Source organism: Bacillus sp. PK6-026 (genome assembly GCF_054161455.1).
Window position 1 is genome coordinate 2618374 of the sequence record NZ_CP096418.1, and the last position, 12395, is coordinate 2630768.

A 12395-nucleotide genomic window follows, 5' to 3' on the forward strand; every position below is an offset into this window, starting at 1 on the left:
TATCCTCCTTTATTAAAAGCGCTTTCACACAACTATTATTATATCTTTTTATTTTTATATGTCTAGACATTTAAAAATAAATGTATGTATTTATTTTGAATAATAAAAACCCCCTCTTCTTTCAAGAGGGGGGCCAAACAAATTATCGGGCGTATTTTTTGAACAGCTGAACTGCTTCCTTCGGCACGTAGAAGGATCCATTGCTTTCAACAATCACGCTGTCTAATTCATATTCCTTTCCGTTGATTCTGATGAGGTTTTTGTTCACCGGCATTTCGGCTTTCCCTTTTTTGCGCGATGCGATAAGAACTGGATTAGCCGGATCTTTCTGATCGATCGTTACGCTGGCTCCGGCTTTTTTAAATGCCTGTTTTGCTTCGATAAATAATTCGTTTGTTAATTTGTCTAAGTTGAAGCCCATTGCTTTTGCCATCGTTTTAGCGATGCCGGTGTTATCGACGAGCCCCTGCGGCTTTTCGGGACCGTACGAATACAGGAAGACATCTTCACCTGTATGACCGCCTGTTGTGAATCCGATGTTGGCTCGGTTGCTGAGCAGCTTGGTGAATAATGAAGCCGCTTCTTTTTTGTTTTTCACGCTTTTCAGCTGTTCCTTCTCTGCCGGCGTTAAATCATCAAGTCCGTAAAGCTTTGCCGCTTCTTCGATATTCGATAAATCGTCTTTTAATTTGCCGGTTGCGCCTTCCACCGTCATTTTAGCCTTTTTCAGCGGATCGATATATGCTGATACCGGCGTTGTGTCATAGCCTTTCGTCGTGTTGCTGTTGCCGATGGAGATGCCGCTGTTGCCGTGGTCTGAGACGGCAATAACCATTGTATGTTTGTCTTTTTTAGCGAATTCAAGCGCTTCTTTCACCGCGTTATCAAATGCCAATACATCGCTGATCATGCCGATCGGATCGTTTTGATGCGCTGCCCAGTCAGGCTTGCTTCCTTCCACGAATAAAAAGAAACCGTCCTTGTCTTTAGAAAGCGTCTGAATCGATTTTTTCGTCATCTCCGCAATCGTCGGCTGCTCTGGATGCGTTGCACGGCGGTCCATGTCATACGCGAGATCGCGCTGTGAGAATGCGCCCCAAATTTTTTTCGATTTTGACTTGAGGAGCTGATCTTTCGTTTCAACAAAATCGTACTTTTTATCTTTGAGCACTTTGACAAGGTCTTCACCGTCTTTGCGGCTTTTATCCTTTGTCCCCGGCTGAAGCGATTCTTTTCCTCCGCCAAGGACAACGTCCATGTTTTGATAAACCTGCTGTTCACCGAGCACTTCAAAGTTATTGCGGTCCTTATGATGGCCGGAATAGCCGGCAGGCGTGGCATGCTGAATCTCAGAGGTTGCAATAATGCCAGTTGCTTTTCCCTTCTGTTTGGCGCCTTCCAGCACGTTTGCCACAGGCCGGTATTGATCTTTTTTACCGACCTTCTCGACACCTGGTGTATTCACCTTTGAAGGCAGCACTCCAATATAGGAAGAATTTGATTTTCGTCCCGTTGCCATCGCAGTTGCTGCAGGTGCAGAATCAGTGATCGCCGATTCTGCCGAATGCGTCCGGACACCGCCGCTGACAATCTGGTCCATCGCGAGCGGTTCGCCTTTATACCAGCGTGCCAATGTTGTTGCAGAAGAGCTTGTTCCATCCATGACCATCATGATCACGTTTTTCACCTTTGGTTGTTCCTTCTTTTTCGCTGTTTCCATTGCTGCACTGCCTGTTCCCGCTGATCCTAAAGCGACTGCGCCTGCCAGTGTAATGCCGACGATTCTGTTGCGTAAGAAACCCATTCTTATGTACTCCCTCCATAACCGCTTTTTGTTGACAAACCTACACTATCATTGCTATGTAAACAGCACTTTTGCTTTCTATTAATCTTATGTAAATTTTTTTGGGCTTATGATGAAAAGAAGGCCCCCGCCTTCTTTTCATCCTTTTCCAGCTTGGAATCCCGGGTATTTCGTCATTCCGCCGTCCACATACAGCGTCAGGCCCGTCACATAGCTCGCTTCTTCGGATGCGAGCCAGGCCGCGCAAGCCGCGACTTCCTCCGGCTTTCCGATATACCCGATCGGAATCAATTCAACAACGCCTTTTTTCAATTCGGGATCAGCGAATTTTTCGGCGTTAATCGGCGTATCGATCGCACCGGGTCCGATCGCATTTACCCGAATTCCTTTCGGGGCATATTCAAGGGCAAGGGTTTCCGTCAGCAGTTTTGCCCCGCCCTTGCTTGCCGCATAATGGACAAAATGCGGCCACGGGATTTGCTGATGGACGCTCGACATATTAATGACCGAGCCTCTAATATTATGATCGAGCATATAGCCGATCGCTTCCCGGCATCCTAAGAACATCCCTGTCAAATTAGTTGATATGACGCGGTTCCAGTCTTCCAGAGACAAATCCTCAGAAGGTACTTCATTTTCCACCCCAGCGTTGTTCACCATCACATCAACGGAACCGAATGAGTCAACGGCCTGTCTGATCAGCGCTTTTACATTGTCTTCTTTTGAGACATCTCCTTGAACGGCAATCGCGCGCGCTCCACTGTTTTCTATTTTCTTCACCGTCTCTTCAGGATTTTCTTCTTCCTTGAAGTAATTGATCACTACATTGGCTTTTTCAGAACCGAAGCGAAGTGCCATCGCTTTTCCAAGACCTGTACCCGCCCCTGTAATAACCACCGTTTTTCCCTCTAAACTAGGATACATAGGTTGATTCCTCCTTATTGAAACTCTCTTTTGAGTAGGTTTCCACAGAAGCGCTTAAACATGCATCCTTCCGAAATCAAAAAACCGCAAGCTTTTCAGCTTGCGGTTTTACATCTTATTTCATCCACTCAGTGTGGAAAATGCCTTCTTTATCTGTACGCTCATACGTATGTGCGCCAAAGTAGTCGCGCTGCGCCTGAATCAGGTTGGCCGGCAATGTCGCAGTGCGATAGCTGTCAAAATAAGCGAGAGCGCTTGAGAAGCAAGGTACAGGAATTCCTTGTTCAACCGCAAGAGAAATCGTTTTGCGGAGAGCGCCCTGATAGCCTTCAACGATATTTTTGAAGTAAGGATCAAGAAGCAGGTTGTCAAGCCCCGGATCGCGGTCATACGCTTCTTTGATTTTTTGCAGGAACGCCGCGCGGATGATGCATCCTCCGCGGAAGATCATCGCGATATCGCCGTATTTCAAATCCCAGCCGTATTCTTCTGATGCGGCTTTCATTTGAGCGAAGCCCTGTGCGTAAGAACAGATTTTGCTCATGAAGAGTGCTTTTCTGACCGCTTCGATCAGCTCTTCTTTGTTCTCGGCGGCCGGTTTCGCTTCAGGACCTGTCAGAAGCTTGCTTGCTTTGACGCGCTCTTCTTTCATGGAAGAAATGAAGCGGGCGAAAACGGATTCCGTAATGATCGGAAGCGGCACGCCCAGGTCAAGAGCGCTTTGGCTCGTCCATTTTCCTGTGCCTTTTTGACCTGCTTTATCGAGGATGACGTCAACGAGCGGCTTGCCAGTTTCCTCGTCTTTTTTCGTGAAAATATCAGCCGTGATTTCAATCAGATAGCTGTCAAGCTCTCCTTTATTCCACTCGGAGAAGACTTCGTGAAGCTCATCTGAAGACAGACCGACAATGTGTTTCAAAATAAAGTATGATTCTGAGATCAGCTGCATGTCTCCGTATTCGATGCCGTTATGAACCATTTTTACATAATGGCCGGCGCCGTCTGGACCGATGTATGTCGTACACGGTTCGCCGTCTACTTTTGCAGAAATGGCTTCAAGAATCGGCTTGACAAGCTCATGGGCTTCTTTTTGTCCGCCTGGCATGATAGAAGGACCTTTCAGAGCGCCTTCCTCACCGCCGGAAACACCGGTGCCGATGAAGTGAATGCCGCTTTCGGCCAGCTCTCTGTTTCTTCTCTGCGTATCTTTATAATATGTATTTCCGCCGTCAATCAAAATGTCGCCTTTTTCAAGATGAGGCAGGAGCGATTGAATCGTTGCGTCTGTCGGTGTTCCAGCTTTGACCATCAACAGAATTTTGCGCGGTTTTTCAAGAGATTGAACGAACTCTTCAATGCTGTATGTACCGACAACGTTTTTGCCTTCGGCTTCTTTCAGAAACTCTTCCGTTTTCTCGCTTGATCTGTTGTAAACAGAAACCGTAAACCCGCGGCTTTCAATGTTTAGAGCCAAGTTTTTTCCCATTACTGCTAAACCAACTACACCTATTTGTTGTTTTGCCATGTCTAACGTCCCTTCTAAAGCGTTTAGCATTTTAGTTTAATTTTTATTTAAATTGAAATTACCACACTTTGACCTACATTTTCAAGCTATTGATCTTGTCTCTCGTCCTGGAAAAAATCTTTGTTAAAGCTTGTTCCGCTCGTCTTGCTTTCTTTTTTCACGATCCTGATCCCTTTTTTGATGAGGTCTGTTCCATATTTTTCATTCAATTCGGCCATCACTTTTTGGATCGGCTCATCTTTGGCATCCTCATGAAACGAAAATAAATCAAGCTGTTTGACGGCTTCCTTCCGATTGACGAGGTCTGTTCCCGTCACGCCTAAAAGTCTGACAGGGCTTCCGTGCCAATGCTGCCTGAAAAGGGCTTTCGCTTCCTTCGCAATATCTTCTCTTGAATCGGTCGGATTCAGAAGGGTCTTGCTTCTGGTTATGTTTGTCCAATCCGCAAAGCGGATCATGATGAAAACTTTTGCTGCCATGACCTCTTTTCGCTTCAGCCTGTCGCTTACTGAGACGGAAAGCTTGTCAATCAGGCCGCACAATTCCTTCTCATCTGTGCTGTCATACGGGAGAGTCGAGGAATTGCCGACGCTTTTGAATTCGTATATCCTGTCGGGATTCACCTCTCCGGTGTCGATGCCGTTTGCCCTCCTTTTTAAACGGGGGCCGTTGATACCTAGGAGGCGCTTTAAAGCATACTCATCTGCGGCAGCCAAATCGCCGATCTTGCCGATATCAAGCGTCTTGAGCTTTTCAGCGGTTTTCCGGCCGACTCCGTACATCTCGCTGATGTCCATGGGCCAAAGAATCCGGGGCACTTCGCGCTTTCTCAATATCGTAATGCCGAGCGGTTTTTTCATATCCGAAGCCATTTTGGCCAGGAATTTATTCGGAGCGATCCCGATGCTTGACGGAAGAAGCAGTTCTTCTTGAAGGCGCTCTTGAATTTCCTTCGCCGTTTCATATGCCCGATTTCTGTATGGCGTGTCCGTTAAATCCATGTACCCTTCATCAATGGAAACAGGCTCGACAAGGTCCGTATACTCCCTGAGCACTTGAAACATTTCTCTTGAAGAGCTTCTGTAGCGGTCGAAATTCGGCGGCTTGACGATCAGCTCGGGGCAGAGCCGCTTCGCTTCCCAAAGCGGCATAGGCGGTTTTACGCCGCGTGCTCTCGCCTCGTAGCTGCACGTGACGACGATGCCTTTCCGCTCCTTTGCATTTCCCGCGATGGCGAGCGGCCTGCCTTTCAGCGAAGGGTCATACGCCATTTCAACAGACGCGTAAAAGCTGTTCATATCGATATGAAAGATGACTCTTCCCTTTTGTTTATCAGCAGACAAAACGGCTCCCTCCTGGTACTCAGATTAGACATCCCGGCATTCATATAGTAAGATGTTAAATGAAACGGAAGTGATAATAGATGATTCTTGAATCTTTCAACGATGCTTTTTTACTGTTTGAGTTTTTCACAATCGTCCTTCCCGCACTGACGGCGATCGGTATCGCCCTCATCCTAAAGGACTGCAGTACGGGCGACAGCTGGAAAACGAAACGGTTTGAAGAATATCATGCAATACAGTTTGTTTCTGCAATCGATTTTCTTATCATCCTATATCATCGCATTACGGTATGGATAAGTAAAGTCATTCGCATGAAAGCTTCATCGAACGACGATGAAGACCACCGTTCCCTTCTTCTTTCAATTTAAACGGGAAAAGGTGTCCGGCAGACGGGCCCTTTTATTCAGAAGGAGGAGAACGTGTTGAACACGAAATTAAAACAATTGTTTGCGACTGCAATGTTTTTGATCATGACCATGTTTATAGGTGAACAAGCTTCGGCAGCCACCGGCAGTACCGGAGGAAGCGACAACTTCTTCCAACACTATGTCGTGGGGCCTTTTTCAGAGCTGATTAAAGGAATCGCCGGATTTTTCCACGGAAACTACGGACTGTCGATTATTTTTGTGACCATCATCGTCCGGGTTCTCGTCTTTCCGCTGTTTGCCAACCAGTATAAAAAACAGCGGGCCATGCAGGAAAAAATGGCGCTTGTCAAACCTGAGCTGGATGCGATTCAAAGCAAGCTAAAAAAGACGAAAGATCCTGTGAAGCAGAGGGAAATTCAGCAGGAGATGATGCAGCTTTACCAAAAGCATAACATCAATCCGCTGGCGATGGGCTGCCTGCCGATGCTGATTCAGTTTCCGATCCTGATCGGTTTTTATTATGCGATCCGCTCGACGCCCGAAATTGCTTCACACTCTTTTCTCTGGTTTAACCTCGGGCATTCGGATATTATCGTATCTTTATGCGCCGGGTTCATGTATTTTATCCAGTTCTATGTGTCTCAAAAGCTGAACGCACAGAACGCCCAAACAAATCCGGCGGCTCAGCAGTCCGCCAAAATCATGGGCTTCTTTTTCCCTGTGATGATGACGATCTTTTCGATCAACGTCCCTGCAGCCCTGCCGCTGTACTGGCTGACAAGCGGACTGCTTCTGACGATTCAATCCGTCGTTCTTCATCAAGTTTACCAAAAAAACAAAAAAGCCATTCAGCCTGCTGAATCGGCTACAAAATAAAAAAGCTTGCGCCTTTAAAGGCGCAAGCTTTTTTGCGTTTCCCTTCCATCTTCTCGATCGCGACTTCAGGTAGTGTGACCGTTTCCGCTGAAACCATCGGCTCGAGCTGAAACGGTCCCTGTAAAAACCCGCCTTTATGACGGGTTTGCTACTTCCTCAATAATGGCAACAACCATTTCTGCAGTTTTGACAAGTTCCTCAATCGGCATTTTTTCGTTTTTCGTATGGATTTGTTCATATCCGACTGCAAGGTTGACAGTCGGAATGCCGTGTCCTGCGATGACGTTCGCATCGCTTCCTCCGCCGCTCGTCAATAGCTCGTACGGACGGCCGATTTTCCCGGCGGCTTTTTTGGCGATTTCAACGACGAGATCCCCGTCTTTGTATTTAAAGCCCGGGTACATGACTTCGATTTCCACCTCGGCTCTGCCACCCATTTCAGCGGCGGCTGCTTCAAACGCCTGCTTCATTTTTTCGGTCTGCTTTTCCATTTTTTCCGGAACAAGCGAACGGGCTTCAGCGAGAATGTCGACCTGATCGCAGACGATATTGGTTTGCGTTCCGCCCTCAAAGCGGCCGATATTAGCCGTCGTCTCCTCGTCGATGCGGCCAAGCGGCATTTTGGCAATCGCTTTTGAAGCGATCGTGATCGCGGAGACTCCTTTTTCCGGCTCTACTCCGGCATGAGCCGTTTTTCCGTAGACAGTTGCTCTAATTTTCGCCTGTGTCGGCGCTGCTACGATAATATTGCCGACCTTCCCGTCGGAATCAAGCGCATATCCGTAATCGGCTTTGATCAGCGATCGGTCTAAAGCTTTCGCTCCGACAAGCCCCGATTCTTCGCCGACCGTAATGATAAACTGGATCGTTCCGTGCGGAATGTTTTTTTCTTTCAGCACTTTTACGGCTTCGAGCATCGCTGCAAGGCCTGTTTTGTCGTCAGCTCCCAAAATCGTTGTGCCGTCTGTTTTGACATATCCGTCTTCAATGACCGGCTTCACACCTTTTCCGGGCACGACGGTATCCATGTGGGATGTAAAGTAAATCGTGTCCGCCTCTTTCGTTCCAGGAAGCGTGCACACGAGGTTTCCCGCTCCGTGCCCCGTTTTTGGCGCGGTGTCATCCTCCACGACATCCATTCCAAGAGCAGCAAATTTTTCTTTCAGCACCTTGCAAATATCAGCTTCATGTTTTGTCTCGGAATCAATTTGCACAAGTTCTAAAAACTCTTCTAACAGGCGTTTTTCATTCATGCTAGTTTCCCCTCCATTTTTAAAGCGGTATATTTCCATGCTTTTTGTCCGGCCGGATTTCTCTTTTGCTCTTCAGCATGTCAAACGTTTGGATCAGCTTCTTCCGCGTCTCTTTCGGATCGATGATATCGTCGACCATGCCGTATCTTGCAGCGGCAAAAGGGCTTGAAGCGTGCATGCATTTCCGGATTTTTTCCTCGCGGGCGGCCCGCGGGTCTTCCGACCGTTCGATTTCCTTCGCGAACAGCACATCCGCAGCTTCCGAGGCGCCCATCACTGCAATTTCTGCATTCGGCCAAGCAAACACGGCATCCGCTCCAAGCGCCTTGCTGTTTAAAGCGACATATGCTCCGCCGTATGCTTTTCTTAAAATGACCGTCACCTTGCAGACGGCGGCTTCCGCATACGCGTAAAGGATTTTAGCGCCGTGTCTGATCACCCCGCCGTGCTCTTCGCGTATTCCCGGAAGAAAGCCGGGGCAATCCACCAAAGTCAAAATCGGGATCTGAAAGGAATCGCAAAAACGGATAAACCGGGCGATTTTGTCAGCCGCATCCATGCTGAGGCTTCCGGCTAAATACTTCGGCTGGTTGGCCACGATCGCCGCCGTTTCCCCCGCTATCCTTGCAAAACCGATCACCGCGTTTTTGGCAAAGTGGCGCTGCACTTCAAAAAATGTTCCGCTGTCTGCGATTTCCGCGATGATCTGTTTGATGTCATACGGCCGCTGACCGTCTTCAGGCAGAATCGTCATTAAATCAGGCCTTACCTCATCGTCTTTCGCCTTTCTTGCCTTAGCCGGGGGCTTTTCTTCGTGATTCTGGGGGATGTAGGACAAGAGCTTGCGCACCTCACTGAGGACGGCCTCATCGGAATCCCCGGAAAAATGGGCATTCCCGCTGATTGAATTATGTATATAGGCGCCCCCCAATTCTCCGGAGCTGACAGCTTCGCCTGTCGCCGTTTTGATGACTTTCGGACCGGTAATGAACATCTGTCCGGTTTTTTCGTTCATGAAAACGAAGTCGGTCAAAGCTGGAGAATAAACCGCGCCGCCCGCACAAGGGCCGAGAATGACAGAGATTTGCGGAATGATGCCTGAGCAAAGGACATTTCGGTAAAAAATATGACCGTATCCATCTAATGATAGCACACCCTCTTGAATTCTCGCACCACCTGAGTCGTTCAGACCGATGAAAGGGGCCTTATTTTTGAGGGCAAGATCCATGACGGCCGCTATTTTTTTGGCGTGCATTTCTCCGAGCGCTCCGCCGGTGACGGTAAAATCCTGGGAAAACAGATAAACGGGCCGCCCGTCGATTTTTCCGAATCCCGTGACAACCCCGTCGCCTAACGGGCCGCCGGACTGCCGGCTTCTGGCAAAAGCATTCAGCTCAGTGAACGTTCCCTCATCAAGCAGAAGATCGATTCTCTCTCTGGCGGTGAGCTTGCCTTTTTGCTTCTGCCTGTCGATCCGTTCCTGCCCGCCCCCAAGCAAAGCTTGTTGACGGCTGTTGTTTAAATCGTCGACTCTTTCAAACATATTCATCGTGTTCTGCCCCTTCTCTATTTGATTCTTACACGAAACTTGTCCGATGAAAAAAAGCAGTATAAAATAATGGGAGATTAAAAAACAGAGGTGAAAAGCTTGTCTCGAAAATTCATCAAGTTCATGGTTATTTTAATGATCGGCGTCATGGTGCTGACGACTCTGCTTACCGGACTCAGCATGATTTTTTAATACAAATCATGAAAGCAGGCGGCTCTTTTTGCGGAGAAACGCCTGCTTTTCTTCAAGCCCGGACTTCCGCAGGAATAGAAAAAACCGCACGGGTTTCCCCCTGTTCCATTAGATTGACCAATGAAGGAGAAACTCATGCGGTTATGCAGGAGATTTAATTCCTTTAAAGTAGCTCTTAATCACAAGATACTGTTCCATTTCGCCGAGAAAATTGAAAAGAGCAGCGCGCGCTTCAAATTCTTCGCGTGTCGTCGGCAGCTCCATCTCATCAATTTCCTCTCTCATTTTCACGAGCCGCTTCAAAAACTTATGAGCCGTATTGCCGGGATGGATGGCTCCTCTTAAATCATGAAGAAACGCTGCGATCATATGCCCCTGTTCAACCGTCATCGAAATCGACGTGATTTTCGGCAGGACCCTTTCGATAATTTCAAACTGCTTTTCTCTCATTTTAAAGTAGTGATAATAGAGATTTTCGTGCCTGAGAAAGTGATTTTCCACATCACGGTATGCCAGGGTCTTCGCTTCATTGATCAAACGGTGCGTCTCAGGAATCTCTTTTCCCGTCCAGTCCTGTTCCCCGGTCAGCAAATAGCGTTCGATTTCTTCAAAAATCTTGGCAAAGTTATCTTCGATTTTCTGCTGATACTGTTTGAGCTCTTTATCGAGGCTCGGCATGTACAAATTCATCAGCAGGGCAACGCCGATTCCCGTAATGATGATGAGGCATTCATTCCAAATGAGAGAAAGGGTGATCCCTTCTGACATATAAAGATGAAGAATGATGACCGAACTTGTAACGATTCCTTCTTTTATTTTCAGAAGAACGGTTGTCGGAATAAAGAACAGCAGCATCAGACCGATGACAGCCGGATGATAGCCGATCAGTTCAAAAAACGCGTATGAAAAAACGATCGCAAGAATGCATGCCGCAAACCGGGCCCATGATGCCTGAAGGGACCGCTTTTTCGTCACTTGAATACAGAGGATCGTGATGATCCCTGTCGACACAAAATTATGAAGGCCGAGCAGCTGTGCGATATAGATGGCCAATGCTGTGCCAAGCGCTGTTTTTAATGTGCGATAACCTATTTTAAACATCGTTAACCCCAATCTTTTCTGCTAGTCTTAGTGAATAAAAAAGAAGAAGATCAGCATCTTCTTCAGCTTATTTTATAGTATTTTCTCTAAAAAGTCTTGAGCTCTTTTCGATTTTGGAGAAGAAAAAAACGCTTTAGGATCATCGTCTTCGACAATGGTTCCTTCATCCATGAAAAGCACCCTGTCGGCGACTTCTTTGGCAAAGCCCATTTCGTGCGTCACGATCACCATCGTCATCCCGGTTTTCGCCAAATCCTGCATCACCTGAAGCACTTCTTTGACCATCTCAGGATCAAGGGCCGATGTCGGCTCGTCAAACAGCATGATGTCCGGATTCATCGCCAGCGCCCTCGCAATCGCAACGCGCTGCTTTTGCCCCCCTGATAAACGGTTCGGATAATCATCTTTTTTATCGATAAGCCCCACTTTCTCAAGCAGTTCTTCCGCTTTTTTCGCTGCTGCCTGTTTGCTTTCTTTTTTGACATGGACAGGTGCATACGTAATATTTTCAAGAACCGTTTTATGCGGAAACAAATGAAAATGCTGAAAGACCATGCCGATGTTCTCTCTGATTTTCAGCACATTTGTTTTCGGGCTTGTAATCTCTTGATCCTGAATGAAAATGCTGCCCTCCGTCGGCTTTTCGAGCATGTTTAAGCAACGCAGAAACGTGGACTTGCCTGAGCCTGACGGACCGATGACAGCGGCTACTTCGCCTTTTTCAAAGGAAACGGAAATATGTTTAAGCACCTCGTGCTTTCCGAAAGATTTTGAGAGATTGCGAACATTAATCATTGACATTCAGCTTCCTTTCAATCGCTTTGCCGACAAACGTCAGGATCAAAACGAGCACATAGTAGATGAGACCCGCAAACAGCATCGGCTCAAGCGGGCTGTAGATCGCCGCTCCCGCCTGATAGCTTCGTCTCATAATATCGCCGAGTCCGATGACGGTGACAACAGCCGATTCCTTTGTCAGTGTAATCGATTCGTTGATCAGCGCTGGCATGATATTTTTAAAGGCCTGCGGCAGCAAGAGATCCTTCATCATCTTTGCATACGGGACGCCCAGCGCCATCGCCGCTTCTTTTTGCCCTTTGTCGATCGCATTGATTCCGGCTCTGATGATTTCTGACACATAAGCGGCGGAATTTAAGCCGAATGCGATGACGGCCGCCCAGTAAGCATCAATATCGAAGCCCAGCACCTGAGGCAGCCCGTAATAGACGATCATCAGCTGCAGAACAAGCGGTGTCCCCCGGAATATGGAAGTGTAAAAATCGGCAATCCATGCGAGGGGCTTGATCGAACTGATTTTTAAAAGCGTAATCAAAACCCCCAGCAAAAATCCAAGCACGGCCGCAGCCGCGACCACTTTTAAGGTGACGCCCAAGCCTTCCAAAATGAAAGGCATCTCGGGTATTGTACTAGAAAAATCAAGAAAATTCATGTGACTCTCC

General features: G+C 47.5%; 12 protein-coding genes. 3 read left to right on the forward strand and 9 right to left on the reverse strand.

The features are described 5' to 3' along the window. Positions 1–142: 142 nt before the first annotated feature. The 4 genes from M1D59_RS13215 to M1D59_RS13230 form a co-directional block, all read right to left on the reverse strand. On the reverse strand, positions 143–1804 hold the full coding sequence (locus tag M1D59_RS13215; RefSeq protein ID WP_195536630.1) for an alkaline phosphatase: 1662 nt from the start codon (positions 1802–1804) through the stop codon (positions 143–145). Positions 1805–1942: 138 nt separating this feature from the next. Next, positions 1943–2728, reverse strand: coding sequence for an SDR family oxidoreductase (locus tag M1D59_RS13220; RefSeq protein WP_195536629.1), 786 nt, complete (start codon positions 2726–2728; stop codon positions 1943–1945). Between the two features lie 115 nt (positions 2729–2843). Next, positions 2844–4253 (reverse strand): NADP-dependent phosphogluconate dehydrogenase, encoded by a 1410-nt coding sequence (gene gndA, locus M1D59_RS13225; protein ID WP_020452102.1) that lies wholly within the window; start codon positions 4251–4253, stop codon positions 2844–2846. An 86-nt stretch (positions 4254–4339) separates the two neighbouring features. Beyond that, positions 4340–5596, reverse strand: coding sequence for a DNA polymerase IV (locus tag M1D59_RS13230; RefSeq protein WP_020452103.1), 1257 nt, complete (start codon positions 5594–5596; stop codon positions 4340–4342). An 80-nt stretch (positions 5597–5676) separates the two neighbouring features. Here M1D59_RS13230 and M1D59_RS13235 point away from each other — a divergent pair, with 80 nt between their 5' ends. Further along, positions 5677–5964 carry a hypothetical protein gene (locus tag M1D59_RS13235; RefSeq protein ID WP_020452104.1) on the forward strand — a complete coding sequence of 96 codons (288 nt, stop codon included), beginning with the start codon at positions 5677–5679 and terminating at the stop codon, positions 5962–5964. Between the two features lie 90 nt (positions 5965–6054). Then, entirely contained in the window at positions 6055–6840 is a 786-nt protein-coding gene (locus M1D59_RS13240; protein ID WP_229078641.1) for a membrane protein insertase YidC, read from the forward strand. A 134-nt stretch (positions 6841–6974) separates the two neighbouring features. On the opposite strand, the gene M1D59_RS13245 is transcribed toward M1D59_RS13240, so the two are convergent. Both M1D59_RS13245 and M1D59_RS13250 read right to left on the reverse strand, forming a co-directional pair. After that, on the reverse strand, positions 6975–8093 hold the full coding sequence (locus M1D59_RS13245; RefSeq protein ID WP_023855148.1) for a tripeptidase T: 1119 nt from the start codon (positions 8091–8093) through the stop codon (positions 6975–6977). A gap of 19 nt (positions 8094–8112) precedes the next feature. Continuing rightward, positions 8113–9642 (reverse strand): acyl-CoA carboxylase subunit beta, encoded by a 1530-nt coding sequence (locus M1D59_RS13250; protein WP_103749516.1) that lies wholly within the window; start codon positions 9640–9642, stop codon positions 8113–8115. Positions 9643–9732: 90 nt separating this feature from the next. Here M1D59_RS13250 and prli42 point away from each other — a divergent pair, with 90 nt between their 5' ends. Next, positions 9733–9834, forward strand: a complete 102-nt coding sequence (gene prli42 / locus M1D59_RS13255; RefSeq protein WP_230368212.1) for a stressosome-associated protein Prli42 — start codon at positions 9733–9735, stop codon at positions 9832–9834. A gap of 141 nt (positions 9835–9975) precedes the next feature. Here prli42 and M1D59_RS13260 read toward each other — a convergent pair whose 3' ends face one another. From M1D59_RS13260 to M1D59_RS13270, 3 genes are all read right to left on the reverse strand, one after another. Continuing rightward, entirely contained in the window at positions 9976–10935 is a 960-nt protein-coding gene (locus M1D59_RS13260; RefSeq protein ID WP_020452108.1) for an aromatic acid exporter family protein, read from the reverse strand. 72 nt (positions 10936–11007) lie between these two features. Then, a complete protein-coding gene (locus M1D59_RS13265; protein ID WP_026579330.1) occupies positions 11008–11730 on the reverse strand; it encodes an amino acid ABC transporter ATP-binding protein in 723 nt (240 codons plus the stop codon). Then, entirely contained in the window at positions 11723–12385 is a 663-nt protein-coding gene (locus M1D59_RS13270) for an amino acid ABC transporter permease (protein WP_020452110.1), read from the reverse strand. The genes M1D59_RS13265 and M1D59_RS13270 overlap by 8 nt, the downstream gene beginning before the upstream one ends. Positions 12386–12395: the final 10 nt, after the last annotated feature.

Bases quoted from the DNA above. Each gene is read 5' to 3' on its own strand.
- M1D59_RS13265 (WP_026579330.1), bottom strand. From the start codon at position 11,730: ATGATTAATGTTCGCAATCTCTCAAAATCTTTCGGAAAGCACGAGGTG.
- M1D59_RS13260 (WP_020452108.1), bottom strand. From the start codon at position 10,935: ATGTTTAAAATAGGTTATCGCACATTAAAAACAGCGCTTGGCACAGCA.
- M1D59_RS13215 (WP_195536630.1), bottom strand. From the start codon at position 1,804: ATGGGTTTCTTACGCAACAGAATCGTCGGCATTACACTGGCAGGCGCA.
- M1D59_RS13235 (WP_020452104.1), top strand. From the start codon at position 5,677: ATGATTCTTGAATCTTTCAACGATGCTTTTTTACTGTTTGAGTTTTTC.
- gndA (WP_020452102.1), bottom strand. From the start codon at position 4,253: ATGGCAAAACAACAAATAGGTGTAGTTGGTTTAGCAGTAATGGGAAAA.
- M1D59_RS13220 (WP_195536629.1), bottom strand. From the start codon at position 2,728: ATGTATCCTAGTTTAGAGGGAAAAACGGTGGTTATTACAGGGGCGGGT.
- M1D59_RS13270 (WP_020452110.1), bottom strand. From the start codon at position 12,385: ATGAATTTTCTTGATTTTTCTAGTACAATACCCGAGATGCCTTTCATT.
- M1D59_RS13245 (WP_023855148.1), bottom strand. From the start codon at position 8,093: ATGAATGAAAAACGCCTGTTAGAAGAGTTTTTAGAACTTGTGCAAATT.
- M1D59_RS13240 (WP_229078641.1), top strand. From the start codon at position 6,055: ATGTTTTTGATCATGACCATGTTTATAGGTGAACAAGCTTCGGCAGCC.
- M1D59_RS13250 (WP_103749516.1), bottom strand. From the start codon at position 9,642: ATGAATATGTTTGAAAGAGTCGACGATTTAAACAACAGCCGTCAACAA.